This is a genomic window from Ekhidna sp. (assembly GCF_963691765.1).
Classification (GTDB): Bacteria; Bacteroidota; Bacteroidia; order Cytophagales; family Cyclobacteriaceae; genus Ekhidna.
The window spans coordinates 4,378,266-4,397,512 of sequence record NZ_OY829375.1 but is presented as its reverse complement, the minus strand read 5'-3'; the positions used below and the strand labels follow the sequence as shown (position 1 = coordinate 4,397,512).

Here is a 19,247-nt window from a genome sequence, read left to right as displayed (position 1 = left end):
TCAGCCCTAATATGCTTCTATTCATACCTAAGGTTATCTGCAGGGTTTACATTGGATATTTTGTTCACTTGCCATATTATGGCACTTCCTCCTAGTAATAATGTAAGAAGTACGCTTAATGAGATTTCTAGAATACCTACTCCATCTCCAAATTTGTTGTATAACGATACGAGAAATTTGTCATAAAATAAATAAGAAGCTGGAATGGCAACTATCAAAGCAATTGACCAGAGTTTTATGAACAAGCGTGCCAGTGTTTTATATAGACTTTGTTTAGATGCTCCAAGTATCTTTCTAATAGCCACCTCCTTAGTTCTGTTTTCAGTGGCGTATACTACCATGCCAAGCAGGCCAAGACAAGAAACTGTGATAGCGAGCATCGCTAAGAAGCCAAATATTTTAAGTCCAATGATGAAAAAATCGTAGGCATTATCAATCTCTGTTTCTAGCAATGTGGCCTTAAATGGGATATTTGGATATAGCTTATCCCAACGACTTTGAAGATAATTTGAATTTGCAATTTTACTTTCATTTGGTACAGATACAATTGCGTACGCCAATGCTTCAGGGTTTATTCTTAAAATCATAGGTTCAATGCTTTCATTGAGAGGCTCGTGGTTATAATTTTCAATAACACCTACAATTCGAGCATATTTGTCACCTAGAGAAACGAATGTTGTGTCTTGAAACTTAACCAGTTTCATTCTTCGCATCATTTCCTGGTTAACCACAATTTCTTCTATTTGTTGACCTCCTTCGCTAATGCCTTTCCCCCATGTGAAATTTAAATTCATGTGATTTATAAACTGTTCATCGATCGATACTTCTTTAGTTCTAATTGAGTCTTGAAGCGAACGGTCAAAAACATATTTGTTTCTACTGAGTGAAGTTCCAGGGATACTTGAGCTAAAGCTTATCTCCGCAATTTTTGACTGATTTATTAAGTCATTTTTAAGTAATTGAATATCTGTGCCTTGTGTATAAACAATAAAGGTGTTTTCTGTTGAGAAGGGAAGCTCGAATGATCTACTGTCTTGATATTGTTTTAAGAGGACTCCAATGCCAATCATGAAGCATAGCGTTAAGGCGAATTGAAATACGAGTAACCCTTTCCTGATTCCTGAAATGCTAACTTTTCCTGAGCCGTCTGATTTTAGCGCTTGAATGGGTGAGATTTTAGCGAAGTATACAGCAGGAGCTAGACCTGTAAGGATACCTGTAAGAATAGCGAATCCGATAAATACTGAGATTAAAGTTGGAGTGATTTCGAAAACCAGCGATGTTCCACCGATTACCATGCTTGTGAATTCGCTTTTTATTTTTACGAATGCTACGCCTGATATTAGAACAGCTATTAAGCAAATGAGGACAGTCTCTACTAAAAATTGATTGATAATGTGTTGACGGTAGCTACCCATTACTTTTCTAATACCGACTTCTTTTGCTCGCTTTAAAGCAATTGCAATTGACATATTCGAGTAATTAAAACAAGCTGGAACAAGTATGAGCAGTGAAATGCCAAAGAATAGAAGCATAATTGGCATTTCAAATTGGATGCCTATACTATCATTAATCAATTCTCCTGGAGTAATATCAAGAAGAGCCTGTAATTCATACTTTGCGATCTCATCTTCAGCTTGGAAAGCATCAATTCCGGCCGCACCAATTTTCCTCAGATCACTCAGAATTTGACCTTTGCTATTTTCTTCAGCAGCAAAGTAGTAGTAGTTGTCAGTAAAAGATATCCATTCTGAGGATTTAAAATTCGAATTAAAATTATGGTTGAGGTTGAAGCCAGCCAACACATCGAATCGTAAGTGGGTACGCTTAGGAAAGGCCTTTAATACTCCTGCGATATGAAGTTGTCCCCATTCTTCGGTTTGCAAAATGAGTCCAATAGGCGAACGCTCTCCGTATAGTTTGGTCGCAAGCTCTTTAGTAATAATTATTGATCCTGGTTGGTTTAGAACAGAAGGATCGCCTGACTCCAGTTCAAAGGAGAACATCTCGAAAAATGAAGGTTCGGTATAATATCCAAAAGTCCGAATGTTGTTTCCATTGTGATCAATAAGAGCTGTAAAGCTGGAATTAATGTGAACAGATTTATAAATGGATGGTATCTCGGACTCCATTCTGTGAGTGAGGGCTGGGGGAGCGGAGGAGTATTTTTCTTTATCTCCTGAGTATGTTATCTCAGTAGTTACACGATAGATGTTTTCTGCATCATCATGATACGTGTCAAATTGTTTTAGCTCGACATACATTGCTAAAGCAAGAAGTGAGATCGACATACCGATAGATAAACCCAGAACGTTGATGATTGTGAATGTTCTTTGTTTTCTAAGGTTACGGATAGATATTTTAAAATAGTTCTTAAACATTGTTATTGAGTTTTTGAAGTGATATGATGAATATGCAGCGTTAGCTTTTCTTTTCTTTAGTCCGTAAGAAAAGAGTAGTGAAATGACATTCAACCAATAATTAAAATTTGCTTTCAGCTTGCTCTGTCTGGTTACACGATAGTAGAAGATTTCATCAAGATCTCCATTGATATCTTCCATATTGGCTTTACCAGCTATCAATTTGAGCAGCTTTACTGCCAGTTTAGGAGGTTGCAATTGTTTCTTCATAGGTTCCTGATTTCAACTACTCATATCTTAAATTACCAGCAGGATTGGCACGCGCCACTTTTGAAGTCTGCCAATAGATGGAAATAAAGCCAACGAGAAAAAGGAATACGATGCTTATCAAAACTTCCCAAACCCCAAGCCCTAAACCATATCTTATCAAAAAATGGAGAAACAACTTATCGTAAAACACATAGGAGAACGGGATCGCTATGAGTGCTGAAATCATTATTAATCTGATAAAGTCTTTTGTTAATAGATAGTATAGGTTCTGGTTCGATGCACCCATTATTTTTCGAACCGCAATTTCTTTGGTTCTATTTTCCGTATTGTATGAAACCATTCCAAGTAATCCAAGGCAAGAGATGGTGATTGCCAACGTGCTTAGATAGGTGAAAAATTTGATTTGAACTGATACGAAGTAATATTCATCTTCAATTTCATCATCTAGAAAACTAGACTCAAATCGCGTTTTTTGATCGATTCCTGACCATATATCATCCAGCTCGTTGAGGGTTTTTTTGATATTGGTAGAGGTGATATTTAGAAGCGCATATTTGCTATTTTCAAGTGAATATCTGATTAACAATGGATCGATTATTTCTGTCATTGGTTCGTAGTTCACATCCTCCATTATTCCAACTATTCGACATTTGGTTCCATCTGACAGTGTAAATGATAATGAATCTGCTTGAATGTTGAAGACAGCAGATGCTCGTATGAATTGTTGATTAACAAGAACCATTTCTTCACTCTGATTCGAGTTTTCGATGCTCTTACTATCACCCCAGATCAAATCCAGTTTCATATTTTTGACAAAGTCGACCCCCACGAAAACTTCATTTACATTCATAGTGTCAACATCATTGGGAGTTACTTCTGCCATTGAAGACACTACAACGCCAGGAAGATTGGAAGTAGCAGTAATGGATTGAACATCGGGATGATTCCCTAATTCATTAAGTGCAATTTGTTTATCAATGCTGTTAAATGGTACTGTAAGCACATTCTCCGATTGAAATCCGTGATTGGCATTTAAGGCATAGGAATATTGTCTGGCAATAGTAGCTACACCAATAACGAATACTAATGATACAAAAAACTGAAAGACAAATAGGCCCTTTTTGAATCCAGAAACATTCACCTTTCCATTGTTGACATCACCTTTTATTGTGTGTATTGGATTAAGCCTGGAGAAAAATTTAGCTGGAAAAATACCAGCGATAATCCCTATTAATATTGCAAATAATATAAATACCAATGTTTGGCTAAAGCCCATTGAAGTATCCAGAACTTTTGAAGCGTAAACCAAATCTAAAAATTCTGCTTTCATTGGCTGAAAAATCAATATTGAAACAATGAGTGCTATGAAAGTCAGCAAAACGGTTTCGATAATGAATTGAGCCTTAATTTGGAATTTTTCTGCTCCAACAACTTTTCTAACACCGATTTCCTTTGCACGCTTTAGCGCCCTTGCAATTGAAAGGTTTATGTAATTGAACACTGCAGGTATAAGAACTAAGCTTCCAATAAAGAGGAAAAACATGATGCTTGGTTGATCCCACCCAATTCCCAATGCATTGCTGATGTTCCATCTAGGAACAACATTGGCAAGATCAACGTGTTCCAGCTCTATTAGCTTGTCTGGATGAAATTCTCCAGCTCTTTCTGATGTTTGATTCAATGCTTTCTTTAAAGATTCTTCGTTCGCATCTTTCTTTAGCATTACATAGACATAGTTATTTCGTAAATTGATCCAGTCATTGGAAAGGTCAATGTCCTCTGCTAATGTCTCGAGAGTAGCATACGAGGTGAGTATTTCAAAAAAGAGATGTGTTTGCTTAGGGTCTTTCATTACACCAGTGACGGTAAAGTCTCCGGTTTCTGTTTCTAAGATTTTACCAATTGGGTCTACATCTTTGAATAGGGTTTCAGCAACAGACTCTGTCAATACTATGCTAAAAGGGTTGGTCAATGCAGTACTTTGATTTCCTTTGATCATTTCGAAATCAAATACATCAAGAAAAGGTGAATCAGCATAATAGCCTCTGAAGTTCATTAGGTTACCAAAATGATTTATTGTAGGCCTAAATTCAGATTGAATTCGGACTACCTCTTCCAGGAAAGGATATTGATCTTTGAGATATCCTCCTGTAGCATAGAATGTAGATGCAATAGCGTTTGAGTCGTCATCCGATGTTAAATAAGTATTTATCTGATAGATACGATCCTTATTTGGATTCAAATTGTCTGAGCGATAAATAGCTACTGCCATGGTTAGTGCTAATAGGCTAATTGACATTCCTAAAGCCAGTCCAATGATGTTAAGTGAAGTAAAAAGTTTATGCTTATAGAAGCTTCTTAGAGCTATTTTGAAATAATTTTTGAACATAGCCATAATATTATTTGAGTAGTATGAAGAGTATGCGGCTTTTGATTTCCGCTTCTTTAGTCCATAAGAGAAGAGTAATGAAAAGGTCTGACGCCAGTATTTTAGTGATGCTTTGAAATGACCGTCATTCGAAATGTTGATAAGAAATACTTCATCTAGGTCGCCTTGTATATCTTCCAAATCAGCTCTTCCTGCGAACCATTTCAAAAGACGCTGTGCTAGAATAGGAGGCTTGTGCTTATCGTTCATTTTAGGGAAAGATTAATTTTTGATCCTGCCCAAAGCTGATCTCTCAAAGCTTTCATATTATTGAGTTCTGCTACTGCGCTATCCGTCAATTCAAAGAAGCGTTTTCTTCTTCCACCACGTTCGTTTGTTGGTTCTCCTAGATATGAAGAGATGTATTCTTTTTCTTCAAGACGTGTCAGCGTTGAGTGTAGTGCACCTATGCTCAACTTTCTGTTTGCTCTTTCAGAAATGTCATTAAGAATTGCTACACCGTATGCGTCATTAGCCAAATTAGCTATGGTTAGCAAAACAAGTTCTTCGAATTCACCAAGGTATCCTTTCATTACTTTCTACTTTTAAGAGTTAATCATACGGCAATATTATTTGATATGTTTCTATTTTTAAGAATTAATCTTGAAATAGTTAGATTAATTTTACAGAATGAAGACATTCGAATTACAGGATTACGAATTTATAGAGCTAAATAAATTGCTTAAAATCACGCAGTTAGTAGGGTCAGGAGGGGAGGCCAAGCAATTTATTGATGAGGGGATGGTAAAAGTTAACGACAAGGTTGAATTACAGAGAAGAAAGAAATTGAGATCTGGAGATAAAGTGGAATTCGAAGGAAGTCGAATTGAAATAGTGTAGGCATTAATCATTAAACTCTCCAATGTGCCACAACACTCCTGAAGGATCATATACAAAACCTTCACTTCCCCATTCGAAAGTTGTTGGTTCGACCAGCTTTACACCTTTAAATTTTTTTTCTAAATTTTTGGCTTTAATAACCTCCCAACAATCTGAAAGATTTTCAACTTCAAGGAAAAGCATGGTGTTCTCAACCCACTCTTTAACATAATGGTCCTGCAAATAAAATCCGAAGTTATCTACTGAGAAATAGGACATTTTTGGTGAAGTAACTATCTCATTAAAGCCCCAAGCTTTATAGAATTCTCTAGACTGATTAAAATCTTTAGCTCCTACGAAAGTGCGAATAGATTGGACACAATTTTTCATTGGATAAGAATCGGTGACTCGTGTAAGTTCGTGTACTTTTTGCTCAATTTCGAATTTTCTGTAAAAGAAATTAATGAATAATGCATTTTAGATATTATCGGATATAATCCATCCCGCAGACCAACATGCTTGGAAATTGAACCCTCCAGTAAGCGCGTCAATATCCAATACTTCTCCCGCGATGTATAAGTTCGGGTAACGTTTACATTCAAACGTGTTCAAGTCTATTTCAGCAAGTTTAATTCCTCCTGCTGTTACAAATTCATCTTTGAATGTGCTTTTGCCTGTTACCTTATACCTTCCCTGATAAAGTTCCTCAACCAGTTTGTTGATTTGTTTTTTAGAAAGATCCGAACAACTGTGATTGTCATCAATGCCACAAATTATTAGCATGTTTTCCCAAAAACGTTTTGGTAATTCGAATAGCGGATAATTGATCAGTTTTCGTTTTGGATTTAAGCTTTTGTATTTGATGAGTTGTTCTCTGATTTCTTCTGATTTTAGATTGCCAACGTAATTCACCAAAATATCAAACTGATAGTCCACAGAAGCCAAGTGATATGCTCCCCATGCAGATAGTTTTAGGATTGCCGGACCACTCAATCCCCAGTGGGTAATTAGTAACGGGCCAGACTCTTCTAATTTGCTACCAGTGATCTTAATATTGGCATTTGTGAATGAAATTCCTTGTAATTGATTAAGGCGCTCATCTTTAATGTTGAATGTAAATAGCGATGGCTCTAATGCTGATAATTCAAGCCCTAAATCGGAAAGTAAATTCAAACTTGCAGGTGAGGATCCTGTTGCAATTATCACTTTATCTGCCTCAAAATCAGAATTTGTGGTTGTTATCTTCCACTTATATGCTATTTGTTCGATTCTTGTCATTGATTGATTTTGTATTATCTGAACATTTAATCTGTTGGCTTCAGATAAAAAACAGTCAATGATGGTTTGAGACGAATCTGTTATAGGAAACATCCTGAGATCGTTTTCCGTCTTTGTTTCAACACCTTTTGATTTGAGCCAATTCACCATGTCTGATGTGGTGAATTTCTTGAAAACTTGATGCAGTTTTTTACCTCCTCTAGGATAGAAATTGACCAATTCTGATGGTTTTGCTCTTTCGTTCGTCACATTGCAACGGCCACCTCCGGATACTTTTACTTTGCTAAGAAGCTTGTTTGTTTTCTCAAGTATTGTTACTTGATAACCAGGGTTTTTTTCTGCAATATTTATTGCTGAAAAAAAACCAGCTGCTCCTCCTCCAATAACGATTACTTTCACAGGAGCAATTATCCGAAGATTTAGATAAAGATTCTTACCTTGTGAAATATAATTTCGCTATGGCATACTGTTATTTCAATGGTTCGATTGTTGATGAATCAAAGGCATCTATTTCTATACATAATTTAGGTCTTCAGCGTGGCTTTGGAATTTTTGATCTATTTAGAGGGCGAGGGGGTAGGCCAGCATTTATGGAAGACCATTTAGATCGATTCTATAAATCGCAATCATTTTTGGATTTTGATGATAACATTGAAAAGGAAGAAATACGAGTTGCGGTCAGGAAGCTCCAGGAAGCTAATAATTTTGATGAATCAACTTTTCGATTAATGTTGTTAGCTGATGGGAATGAATCTGAAGAAGTGCTGAAGCCGCTCTTCTATATTACGAATTCAAATATATCTTCGCATAATAATCCATCAACAGCGAATGTTATTCTTCACGAATATCTCAGAGAATACCCTTCAATCAAGAGTATTAATTACCTAACAAGTAATCATCTTCATCGAGCAAAAAAGAAGGCAAATGCGATCGATGTAGTTTACCACAGCAATGGTATTATCAGTGAAGCTTCGCGGAGTAACATATTTTTGGTAAAGGATGGTATGTTGCTAACACCTCAGAATAATATTTTGCTTGGGGTTACGCGCAAAAATATATTGTCTTTTGCCGAAGAGATATTGCCTGTGTCTGTTCAAGATATTTCAGTAGGAATGCTATTTGAAGCAGATGAGGTATTTATAAGCAGTACTCTCAAAGAGGTAATGCCTATCGTAACAATTGATGGAAAAAAAATAGGAGAAGGTCAGATAGGTGCTCAAACATTAAAGATCCAGCAGGCTTTTGTAGACCTTCTCCAATAATATCATTCGTCCTTTAAACACTTGGATGGATTGACATTTGCAGCTCTGAGGGCTTGAGAACTAACTGTAAGCCAGGCTATTAAAAGAGATATGAGCGCTGTTCCCAGGAAGATCCAAAAGCTCAAATCGATTTTGTATGCAAAGCCTTCAAGCCATTTACTCATAAAATAGTATGATATTGGAATTGCGATTAGAATAGATATGCCTACTAACCTTGTGAAGTCTTTTGATAGCATCATCACAATGTTGGTTACTGAAGCTCCAAGAACCTTTCTTATTCCAATTTCCTTCAATCTTCTTTCAGCAGTAAACGAAGCCAAACCAAATAATCCTAAGCAAGATATTACGATAGCAAATCCAGCAAAATATGAAGAAAGAGTCCCGACTCTTTGTTCAGAATCATACAATTCTTGATAGCTCTTGTCAAGGAATTCATATTCAAAGATGAATCCAGGAGAAAATGATTCATATAGTTCTTGAATTGCCCCCATAGTTTCCACTTCTCTGCCTTTTTCAAGTCGAACAGCTACGTTCCATGTGTCTCTTAACCAAAAGAATGCTGGGGATACTTCTTGATGTATTGATTGGTAATGAAAATCTTCCAATACACCTATGATTTGAAGGTCATACTCATCCCATAATCTTATGGTTTCTCCTACAGCTTCATCAGCTGTAAATCCCATTACTCTTGCTGCAGCCTCATTGATCACCATTTTGGTACTATCCGCTCCGAATGATTTGTCAAACCATCTGCCGTTAATAAGAGTCATCCCTAATGTCTTTTGAAATTCTTCATCAACTCTGATATTCTCAAAAAGAATCCTTTCTTCCGGGGATTTTCCACGCCACTCTAAACCATGAGTATTACTCATCTGACTCACTAATGTATGACTTGTTCCAGCGGCGCTCGCTACTCCAGGTATGCGTCTCAACTCTGTAAGAAATGCTTCGGTGCGATCTTCTATTGATCCATCCTGGCTGAAAAAGACGACATTCTCTTGATTGTATCCCAGGTTTTTAGTGAATGCGTATTGGGTTTGACTATAGATGACAATAACCCCAACTATTAGAATGATTGTGATTGTGAATTGAAAAATTACAAGTCCTTTTCTTGCCCATATTTCACCTGCGGAGCTTTTTATTTCTCCCTTAAGGACCTTAACAGGATTGAAATGGGTAAGATATAGCGCAGGGTAACTTCCAGCTAGAATTCCGGTTACAAAAACTGTAATCAAGGATACAGTTATTAAAGCCGGAGTAGCTTGAAGAACTATGTTTTTATCTGTAATTATGTTGAACTGAGGTAGAAATAGTGCAACTAACAAGATTGCCAATAGCATTGAAAAGAACGTGATCAAGATAGATTCTCCAATAAAATGTCTAATGAGCATGCTTCTATCTGCTCCAATCGCCTTTCTTACTCCCACCTCATGCGCTCGCTTGGAAGCCCTTGCCGTGGAAAGATTCATGAAATTGATACAAGCAATTATTAAAATGAATACAGCTATAATGGAAAACAACCTGATGTACTCAATCCGTCCTCCATCTTGTACTCCATTTGTATAGCGACCATATAAGTATTGTTCGGAGTATTTTTTAAGAAACAGATCAATATTACTATCGTCTTCTTTAGACTTGATATAACCTGAAATCTTTTTTGAGACCTCTGCCGGGTCTGCACCATCCGCTAAGATGGTGTATGTATGAGGTCCGTTATTACCCCAATAATTCGCCCAATCATTATGGTCTAAATAGTCTTGCATTGGTAATACAAAGTCAAACACATGGGTAGAGTTGGAAGTGATATTTTCGAAGACTCCTGTGACCATAAAATCTCGATTTCCTTCGTATTTCATGGTTTTTCCAACTGCGTTATCAATACTTCCAAAGAATTTCACTGCCACATCTCGCGAAATACAAATGGAATTTTTTTCCTCAAGTACATTGTCAGGATTACCTATAAGTAAAGGGTATGTGAAAATGTTGAAATAGTCTTTTCCAACATGAAAGCCATCTTCTTTGAAATACGTATTCTCCGAAGAAAGTAAAAATTTCCCTATCCAGGTAGTAGTGGCAGCATATTTTATCTCAGGAAAATCTAATTTAAGATTAGGTCCTAATATGCCAGGAGTGGAGTTGGTTGCGAATTTCTCATTCGAGTAAGTTTGGAACTCCATTACCCTATACAGGCGATCATCTTTTTCATGAAACTTATTTACTTGAAGTTCATCTTGCACCCAGAGGTAGATGAAAAATGCACAAGACAGACCGGTGGTGAGTCCAATTAAATTTATGAGTGATGATACCTTATGTCTTAAGAGGTTTCGGAAGGTGATTTTAAAGTAGTATTTCATAGCAGAGTTTTGTTCAAGGACACGAATGTGTGTAACAGGTTGCTTTCAAAATAGAATACTTGAAATATACAAGATGGTTACAAGTGTTCCTCAAATAAGAAAACAAAACTCTTATTTTGGTTGTATTTACAATGCGCTAGTTTTTGAAATGGACCACTAATTGAATTGATTCATTGTACGATCTATACCAATACTTGTGAATGAAAAGATTGCTTCAATAGACCTGTCCATATTGGGAACTAAATCATCCATTTCAGATTTTGTAAAAGGACTTAAAACATAGTCAACTTGTCTTCCTTTGTAAAAATCATCTCCGACTCCAAATCTAAGCCTTGGATAATTCTGACCTCCCGTTAGTTGTTCGATGTTTTTCAGGCCATTGTGCCCACCAGCAGATCCTTTTTTCTTTAACCTGATTTTGCCATAAGGGAGCGCAATGTCATCAGTGATAACTAATAGATTTTCTTTCGGAATCTTATGAGTTTGTAAATAATGGTTTGCAGCTTTTCCACTCAGGTTCATGTAAGTGGTGGGTTTGATTAAATGAAGTGTTCGACCCTTATGTTTAATTTCAGCAGTATAGGCGAGCTTATTCATCTCAAATTTAGCACCTTGCTCATCAGCTAGCCTGTCTAATACAAGAAAGCCAATATTATGTCTGGTGAGCTCATATTCAGCCCCGATATTTCCTAGTCCTACGATTAAATATTTCATTTTGAGCAAAAAAAAATCCCGACGCGAAGGTCGGGATTAAAGTTGTGTTTTAGAAATCCATTAGGATTCTGAAGCTTCTGCTGCAGGTGCATCAGCTCCTTCAGCTCCTTCTTCTCCATCACCTTCTTCTTCCTCCTCAGTTTTACCTCTAAGGGCTCTAGGTACCTCGATACCTGCTAAGGTTACTAATGGACTGTTTAAAATTTCGTATTCTCCTACTTCAAGTTCTCCTACTTTGATAGACTTACCTAATCCAAGTTTAGAAACATCTACTTCGATGTATTCTGGCATGTTCTTAGGCAAAGCTTTAATTTGTAGGTACTTGATCTTTCTGATCAACTTACCACCTTGCTGAGTTCCAGGAGCTGTGCCTACTGGGTGAACTGGGATGTTCATCTTGATAGGTGTTCCTCTGAATAGTTGCAAGAAATCAGCATGCATGATGATTTCACTAACTGGGTGAAATTGTACATCCTGAATAATGGCTTCGAACGGCTCTGGTTCTCCTTCAATTGTTAATAAAGCAAAGTGCGCTTCGTCAGTGTATACAAGGTCTCTGAACAAGATCATTGGAGCGTAGAAATGAATTTGATGATCTCCACCGTATACAACGCATGGAACCATTCCTTCTTCTCTTAAGCGCTTCGCTTCTGTCTTGCCGAGATTTGCTCTTTTATACCCTATAATCTCAACAGTTTTCATAATTGAATTTGTTTTAAAATATGGTTACTTAATAAATAATGAACTAATAGATTCATGATCGTGGATCTTTCTAATAGCTTTTGCGAAAAGTTCAGCCACGGTCAATACTTTTATTTTCGGTGAATCTTGTTTTTGAGGAATTGTATCAGTGATAATCAATTCTTCTAACGCAGATTCTTCAATGTTTTTGTATGCATTTCCGGAGAGTACTCCATGAGTAGCAACTGCTCTAACTGAGTTAGCTCCTTTTTCTTTTAAAAGAGTGCCAGCCTTGCTGATTGTTCCAGCAGTGTCAACCATGTCGTCAACAAGAACAACGTCTTTTCCCTCAACATCGCCAATAACCTGCATAGATGCTACTTCATTTGCCCGCTTTCTATGTTTATCACAGATTACCATGTCTACTTGAAATAGCTTGGCATATGATCGTGCGCGTGCGGTCCCACCAACATCTGGTGAAGCAATGATCATGTTATCCAAATTCAAGCTTTTCAAATACGGATAAAATATTGCTGAAGCATCTAAGTGATCAACAGGAATGTCAAAGAATCCTTGAATTTGGCCAGCATGAAGGTCACATGTCATGATTCGATCTGCCCCAGCTGAAGTTAGAACATCTGCTGCAAGCTTGGCAGCAATAGATACTCTTGGCTTGTCTTTTCTGTCTTGTCTAGCATATCCAAAATAAGGAACCACGACAGTTACGTACTTGGCGCTAGCTCTTCTGGCCGCATCTATCATCAAGAGTAATTCCCAAATATTGTCAGCAGGAGGAACAGTAGGTTGAATAAGGAAGACGTCAGATCCGCGAACAGATTCTGTAAAGTATACTCCCATTTCGCCATCGCTAAAGGTTTGTTTTTCACTTAGCCCAAGAGGCTTACCATAATTATCCGCAATTGCCTTTGCTAAATCTGGGTGCGCTGAGCCTGAAAATATCTTTACTGATGACATCTTTTTAAAATAAATCCCGCCAGTGTTAGCGGGATTATAAAGTTGGCCTACTAGGGCTCGAACCTAGACTCTTCTGAACCAAAATCAGACGTGTTGCCAGTTACACCATAGGCCAATACCGGGATGTTTTTTCAAGTGTTTGTCCCTCACTTCCGTCTAAACGGACGGCAAAATTAGTTCTTTATGGCAAAAATAAAAATGTTCTAAACGATCTTTTGCAAAGGTTTTATTTTCTGAATTTAGATGTCCTCAATTCGTGGCAAATTTTACGAAACATAAGCCGAATTATATCCTTGAATACAAATCCAATCAACATTGGTTTTAAAGACCTTAGCATTTCTTGATCTATAGCTTCTATTGAAATGATTATAAGTATTGAGGTAGATAGATTTCTTTATCACATGCAACATTGGATTTAGATGAGGATGTCTTATCCTTAAAAGTTCAATAAATGAAGCTGCTCCTGATAAGAATAGTTTTCCTTTTGATATCATTTTCATGTTTATCTCAAGAGGATAAATCAATAGTTAGTCATTTAGATTCGGCATTTGCTTCAGGAGTTGAATTGGGAAGATTTCCCGGATTATCGTGTGCATTTATCAATCATGATACAACCTGGATAGGTTCATACGGTGTGTCCGAATGGAATGCCGAATCGAAAATTGACCCGACAATCAAGTTTCAGTTAGGATCGGTTGGGAAAGTACTGACTGCAATAGCTGTTCTTCAACAGGTAGATGCCGGTAATTTAGATCTAGATATAGATGTTACGGCTTACATAGACTTTGATTTACAAAGAAAATCTGATTTCAATGATCTGACCCTGAGAGACCTACTGACTCATGCAGCAGGGATGAATGATAGAAACATTGGATACTTATCAAAAGATTCAAGTTCTCTTCAATCCTTGGGAGAACATTTAGTGAGAAATTTGCCAGAATTTTATCAGGATGTGGGTATAGATATAAGCTATTCCAACTATAGCTATGCACTTGCTGGTTACATTGTAGAGAAGGTCTCAGGACTTCCTTTTGATAGATATATTAAAGAAAGAATTTTTGATCCATTGGGTATGGATGATTCGATGGTAGGGTTTCAATTCGATTATCAAAATGATCAATCCTACGCGAATGGACATACAAAAGGCAAAAATGGTGAATTTCTATACACCCAAGAATATGCCAGACATGCGCTTCCAGCAGGAAGTTTCATTTCTACATCTAGTGATATTAGTAAACTATTAAACGCTTCCATTAATAAGAGCCCTTTGATACTTTTAGCTAATTCTTGGAGTCTTCTTTTTCGAAGACAATTTTCAAATCATGAATTGCTGACGGGGTATAGTTTAGGGCTTGAAGAGCAAAGAGTGGGAGATCAAACCTATTGGGCTAAAGGAGGAATGCTCATGGGATATTACAGTCAGTTAGTATTTCTTCCTGATGGAAGCGGACTTTTTATAGCGATAAACACCAATGATGATACTTTCTTAGAGGAATTCTATCCATTTTTTTTTAAGAAATTTTTCGGAACAGTAGACGCAAATTCAAGCCCACTTGTTCAAACTGATTTTTCTAAATATGCTGGAGAATATCGAAACAGTAGATTCGACAGAGAAGGTGTCGAAAACATAATCTCTTTATTTAAAGGTGTATTTGAAATATGGGAAAGCGAAAAGGGTCTACTCGCATTCCACAATGGTGAGATGCATAACTACTCTCACATTGGAAACCACGTCTTTGTGAATGAAATCAACCCGAATGAAAAGATGATTTTCATCATTGATGAGTCGGGAAAGGTTGAAAAATTATATCGCAATATCAACATTGGTGGCCTTGCAATTCCATCGACCTTTGAAAAGACAAAATGGTACAATAGTCCAACGTTTGTCAATGAATATTACGGATTTGTGCTTTTAGTGATTTTGGGATATTCATTAATAATAATTGGGGCGTGTATCGTATCACTGATAAGAATTAAAAAGCGAGGCTTTTGGAAGTGGGACATTTTGAATCCTATCAACTACTTAATTGCATTGCTTGGGATACTTTCTGTAATTCTTCACATCTTCTCAGCCATTGTACCCTTGATTAAGAATACAAACGAATTTCTTTTTGGCACTCCCGAAAATTTCAGAATCGCCAATCATTTAGCGTTAGTTGTTGCCTTATTTGCCCTAATAAGTTTCGTATCCTTTATTTATATCCTTTGGAGAAGAGAAGGATCAATTTTTTCACGCATAGCATATGGGTTATATAGCGTTGCACTTGGGATGCATGCACTTGGTCTTTTTTACTGGAACTTTATTTGAAATAGCCATCAAGAAATCAAACAATACCTTTTTTAATCGCACCCTTTTACTAATTATATCAAAGCAACAGAGGTATTGGATTATTCTTAATTGCTATAGCTTTAAAAGTCTAAGCATTCGCTTTCACCCATCCTAATGCATTTGCAAAAGGTTCCATCCATGGAGAAACTTCTACGCCTTCTAAGCCGGTCTTATGGGGCCAGTTCCATTGGAATAAAGATCTTTCAAGGTGTGGCATTATTGCTAAGTGTCTTCCATCTTTTGAGACTAATGCAGCGGTATTAAATGTACTTCCATTCGTATTTCCAGGGAATTCGCTATTTGAGTATTTAACAGGAATCGAATAGTCAGTTTCTACACCTGATAATTCAAATCTTCCTTCGCCGTGAGCAAGCCATATTCCAAGCTTCGATCCAGCCATGGATTGCAGCATGATGGAATTATTATTTTCAATGTCTACACTCACAAATGCACATTCAAACTTACCAGATGAATTGTGGTGCATTTTTGGATGTGAATCACCTAACTCAGGATACACCAGTCCCAATTCCATCATTAGTTGACAACCGTTACAAACACCTAAACTCAATGTGTCTTTTCTTGCGTAGAAATTGTCAAGAGCTGCTTTCGCTTTTTCATTGAAAAGAAATGATCCAGCCCATCCTTTTGCTGATCCAAGAACATCTGAGTTTGAGAATCCTCCAACAAAGACAATTACGTTTACTTCACTCAGATCTTCTCTGCCAGTAATGAGATCCGTCATGTGCACATCTTTTACATCAAAGCCAGCAAGCCATAGTGCATATGCCATTTCTCTATCACTATTTACTCCTTGTTCACGAATGATAGCAGCTTTAATTCCAGACTTTTCTTTTCTGTCAAAGTCTAGATTGAATGTAGATGCTTTACCATCAAATCGTTTTGGAAATGAATAGGAGAGCGGTTGATTGAACCTATTTTTCGATCTAGCCTCCGAAACAGAAGATTTAGTTTGATGAAGGTCTAAAAGAGCGGATGTCTTAAACCAGCTATCCCTTGCTTCTTCAATGTCAAAGGAATGAGTGAAACTTCCGTTAGAAAATTCTATTTTCCTATCATCAATCAAGCTTGCAATTTCAATTGCCTCAACGCCTTGATCTTTTAATATGTTTTGTGCTTCATTACCTGAGACTTGAATGATCAATGCAGGTTTTTCAGAAAAGAGTGCTCGAACTGAATCGGATTCGTTTAATCCGGATAAGTCAACATTCAAACCTCCTTTGGTGTTTGCGAAATTCATCTCAAGTAGTGCCGTAATCAGTCCTCCTGCTGATACATCATGGCCAGAATGCACTAAGTCTTTCTTGACTAAACTCTGTACAGCTTCGAATGCTTTTGCTACTACCTGAGCATTTGCTTCGGGAGTTCTAGAGCCAATCTTTGACTGAACTTGCGCTAAGGAAGATCCTCCTAACTCAAATTCTCCACCAGAGAAATCAATATATAATAGTCTAGAATCCTTTTGATTGTAATCTAGTGCCGGACTTACTGTTTGATTGATGTCAGATACTTCGGCAACTGAGCTGATAATAACTGTTCCAGGGGCATACACTTTTTCTCCGTCTGGATACTTCTGAGTCATGGACATCGAATCCTTTCCTGTAGGAACATTAATTCCAAGTTCACAAGCAAAGTCACTAATTGCTTTTACACCTTTGTATAGCCTTGCGTTTTCGCCTTCATTCTTGGCTGGCCACATCCAATTGGCACTCAGTGAGACACCTTTGAGGCCATTACTCAGTGGAGCCCAAACCAAGTTTGATAATGATTCAGTAATGGATAGTCTAGATCCTGATCCTGAGTCTATTAATCCGGGGATAGGAGAGTGACCGATGGAAGTAGCAATGCCTTTGTTCGATTTGAAATCAAGCGCCATTACACCAACATTGTTAAGTGGTAATTGTAATTCACCACACGTCTGCTGAGTAGCAACTCTTCCAGAAACACACCTATCAACTTTGTTGGTAAGCCAGTCTTTACATGCCACTGCCTCAAGTTGCAACACCTTATGTAGGTATACCTCAATGTCATTCGCTGAGTAGTTGATATCTTCAAAAGACAGCTGCTGAGTATTATCTTCTAGAATGGTTTTTGGCGAGGAACCAAATAGGTGATGCAGTTTCAGGTCGAACGGTGAATCTTGATCGTCATTTTTGAAGGTAAGTTCATTATTAGCATCTGCCTCACCAACCTCGTAATAAGGAGCTCTCTCTCTTTCAGAGACCCTTTTAAGGTATTCTGCATCTTGTTCCTTGATAACAAGGCCCATTCTTTCTTGAGATTCGTTTCCTAACACCTCCTTAGCAGAGAGCGTCTCATCTCCTATAGGAAGCTTATTCAGGTCAATTTGACCTCCAGTTTCCTCTACTAACTCGGAAAGACAATTGAGATGTCCTCCAGCACCATGATCGTGTATTGAAACAATTGTGTTGTCCTCCATTTCTACCATTGCTCTTACTGCATTGGAAACACGTTTTTGCATCTCAGGGTTAGAACGCTGCACGGCATTGAGCTCTAGTGCTTGATTGAAAGCCCCTGTGTCTACAGAAGAAACAGCTCCACCGCCCATTCCAATGCGGTAATTGTCACCACCCATCACTACAATCTTCTCTCCCGGGCTAACCGGTTTTTTCTGCGCTTCTTTCTTCTTCCCATATCCAATGCCTCCTGCTTGCATGATTACTTTATCATAACCATATTTCTTTCCTGTTTCCTCGTGTTCGAAGGTTAATACACTTCCACAGATTAAGGGCTGGCCGAACTTGTTTCCATAATCACTGGCTCCGTTCGAGGCTTTAGTAAGTATTTCTTGCGGAGTTTGATAGAGCCATTTGCGAGCAGGCTTTTCCCAACTTTTAGCTTCTTCGAGTCTTGAATAAGACGTCATATATACTGCAGTGCCAGCCAGTGGGATACTTCCCTGACCACCAGCCATCCTGTCCCTAATCTCTCCACCAGATCCTGTTGCCGCTCCATTGAAAGGTTCGACAGTTGTCGGGAAGTTGTGTGTCTCGGCTTTTAATGAAATTACTGATTCGAACTCTTTGGTGTTAAACCAGTCTGGCTTGTCTTGAGTCTCAGGAGCAAACTGCTCTACAGAAGGTCCTTGAATGAAAGCTACATTATCTTTATATGCCGATACTAAGTAATTCGGGTTTTCCTTTGAAGTCTTTTTAATCCACTGAAAGAGAGATAGTTCCTGTTCTTCTCCATCGATGATGAATGTGCCATTGAAAATTTTATGTCGACAGTGTTCAGAGTTTATCTGAGAAAAACCAAATACTTCTGAATCTGTAAGCGGGCGATTAATTTCTTTGGCAACTCCTTCCAGATATTCTATTTCTTCTGTGCTAAGCGCTAATCCTTCAGCCTCGTTATATGAGGTGATATCTTCAATGTGCTTGATCGGCTCCGGAGCTCTTTCTAAAGTGAAAATAGATTGATCAAGGTTCTCGTACACTTGTTGAAGCATTGGGTCGAATGCTCCTGCTGATGATTCTGATAGGTAAGTTTCGATTCTTACAATTGAATCAATACCTGCATTGTGAGCAATGTCAGTTGCATTGGTGCTCCATGGTGAAATCATCTCTTTTCTTGGACCAATGAATTTACCGCTGATATTATCAGAAGTACTTGGTTGAGCACCAGAAAAGAGCCATTCTAATTTAGAGATTTCAGATTGTGAAAGTTGTTTGCTTACGCCAACGGCGATAATTGCGTCTTCAGAATTTTGGAAGAATTGAATCATTGAAGGAACCT

At 37.7% G+C, this 19,247-nt stretch carries 13 protein-coding genes and 1 tRNA gene; 3 read left to right on the top strand and 11 right to left on the bottom strand.

Going from position 1 to position 19,247, the window contains the following annotated elements:
• Positions 1–17 precede the first annotated feature (17 nt).
• The 3 genes from ACY650_RS19425 to ACY650_RS19415 are packed head-to-tail and all read right to left on the bottom strand — an operon-like array spanning position 18 to position 5,591.
• Positions 18–2,630, bottom strand: coding sequence for an FtsX-like permease family protein (locus tag ACY650_RS19425; protein ID WP_462250206.1), 2,613 nt, complete (start codon positions 2,628–2,630; stop codon positions 18–20).
• Positions 2,631–2,646: 16 nt separating this feature from the next.
• Positions 2,647–5,268 carry an ABC transporter permease gene (locus ACY650_RS19420; RefSeq protein ID WP_462250204.1) on the bottom strand — a complete coding sequence of 874 codons (2,622 nt, stop codon included), beginning with the start codon at positions 5,266–5,268 and terminating at the stop codon, positions 2,647–2,649.
• Positions 5,265–5,591, bottom strand: a complete 327-nt coding sequence (locus ACY650_RS19415; protein WP_462250202.1) for a PadR family transcriptional regulator — start codon at positions 5,589–5,591, stop codon at positions 5,265–5,267. The genes ACY650_RS19420 and ACY650_RS19415 overlap by 4 nt, the downstream gene beginning before the upstream one ends.
• 97 nt (positions 5,592–5,688) lie before the next feature.
• On the opposite strand from ACY650_RS19415, the gene ACY650_RS19410 reads away from it, so the two are divergent.
• Positions 5,689–5,898 (top strand): RNA-binding S4 domain-containing protein, encoded by a 210-nt coding sequence (locus tag ACY650_RS19410; RefSeq protein WP_462250200.1) that lies wholly within the window; start codon positions 5,689–5,691, stop codon positions 5,896–5,898.
• A gap of 3 nt (positions 5,899–5,901) precedes the next feature.
• Here the strand turns inward: ACY650_RS19410 and ACY650_RS19405 are convergent, their stop codons facing one another.
• A complete protein-coding gene (locus tag ACY650_RS19405; RefSeq protein WP_462250198.1) occupies positions 5,902–6,267 on the bottom strand; it encodes a VOC family protein in 366 nt (121 codons plus the stop codon).
• Positions 6,268–6,354: 87 nt separating this feature from the next.
• A complete protein-coding gene (locus ACY650_RS19400) occupies positions 6,355–7,554 on the bottom strand; it encodes a BaiN/RdsA family NAD(P)/FAD-dependent oxidoreductase (protein ID WP_462250196.1) in 1,200 nt (399 codons plus the stop codon).
• A 59-nt stretch (positions 7,555–7,613) separates the two neighbouring features.
• Between ACY650_RS19400 and ACY650_RS19395 the strand changes: the two genes are divergently transcribed.
• Positions 7,614–8,417 carry an aminotransferase class IV gene (locus ACY650_RS19395; protein ID WP_462250194.1) on the top strand — a complete coding sequence of 268 codons (804 nt, stop codon included), beginning with the start codon at positions 7,614–7,616 and terminating at the stop codon, positions 8,415–8,417.
• Between the two features lie 2 nt (positions 8,418–8,419).
• Here the strand turns inward: ACY650_RS19395 and ACY650_RS19390 are convergent, their stop codons facing one another.
• From ACY650_RS19390 to ACY650_RS19370, 5 genes are all read right to left on the bottom strand, one after another.
• Positions 8,420–10,771 carry an ABC transporter permease gene (locus ACY650_RS19390; protein WP_462250192.1) on the bottom strand — a complete coding sequence of 784 codons (2,352 nt, stop codon included), beginning with the start codon at positions 10,769–10,771 and terminating at the stop codon, positions 8,420–8,422.
• A 156-nt stretch (positions 10,772–10,927) separates the two neighbouring features.
• The gene (pth, locus tag ACY650_RS19385; RefSeq protein WP_462250190.1) at positions 10,928–11,485 is read right to left on the bottom strand and encodes an aminoacyl-tRNA hydrolase; all 558 of its coding nucleotides are present in this window, start codon (positions 11,483–11,485) and stop codon (positions 10,928–10,930) included.
• 60 nt (positions 11,486–11,545) lie between these two features.
• Positions 11,546–12,187, bottom strand: coding sequence for a 50S ribosomal protein L25/general stress protein Ctc (locus tag ACY650_RS19380; RefSeq protein WP_462250188.1), 642 nt, complete (start codon positions 12,185–12,187; stop codon positions 11,546–11,548).
• 24 nt (positions 12,188–12,211) lie between these two features.
• A complete protein-coding gene (locus ACY650_RS19375) occupies positions 12,212–13,141 on the bottom strand; it encodes a ribose-phosphate pyrophosphokinase (RefSeq protein ID WP_462250186.1) in 930 nt (309 codons plus the stop codon).
• 42 nt (positions 13,142–13,183) lie between these two features.
• A tRNA-Gln gene (locus ACY650_RS19370) sits at positions 13,184–13,256 on the bottom strand.
• A 336-nt stretch (positions 13,257–13,592) separates the two neighbouring features.
• Between ACY650_RS19370 and ACY650_RS19365 the strand changes: the two genes are divergently transcribed.
• Positions 13,593–15,449, top strand: coding sequence for a serine hydrolase domain-containing protein (locus tag ACY650_RS19365; RefSeq protein ID WP_462250184.1), 1,857 nt, complete (start codon positions 13,593–13,595; stop codon positions 15,447–15,449).
• Positions 15,450–15,558: 109 nt separating this feature from the next.
• Here ACY650_RS19365 and purL read toward each other — a convergent pair whose 3' ends face one another.
• The gene (gene purL / locus ACY650_RS19360; protein WP_462250182.1) at positions 15,559–19,236 is read right to left on the bottom strand and encodes a phosphoribosylformylglycinamidine synthase; all 3,678 of its coding nucleotides are present in this window, start codon (positions 19,234–19,236) and stop codon (positions 15,559–15,561) included.
• Positions 19,237–19,247 lie beyond the last annotated feature (11 nt).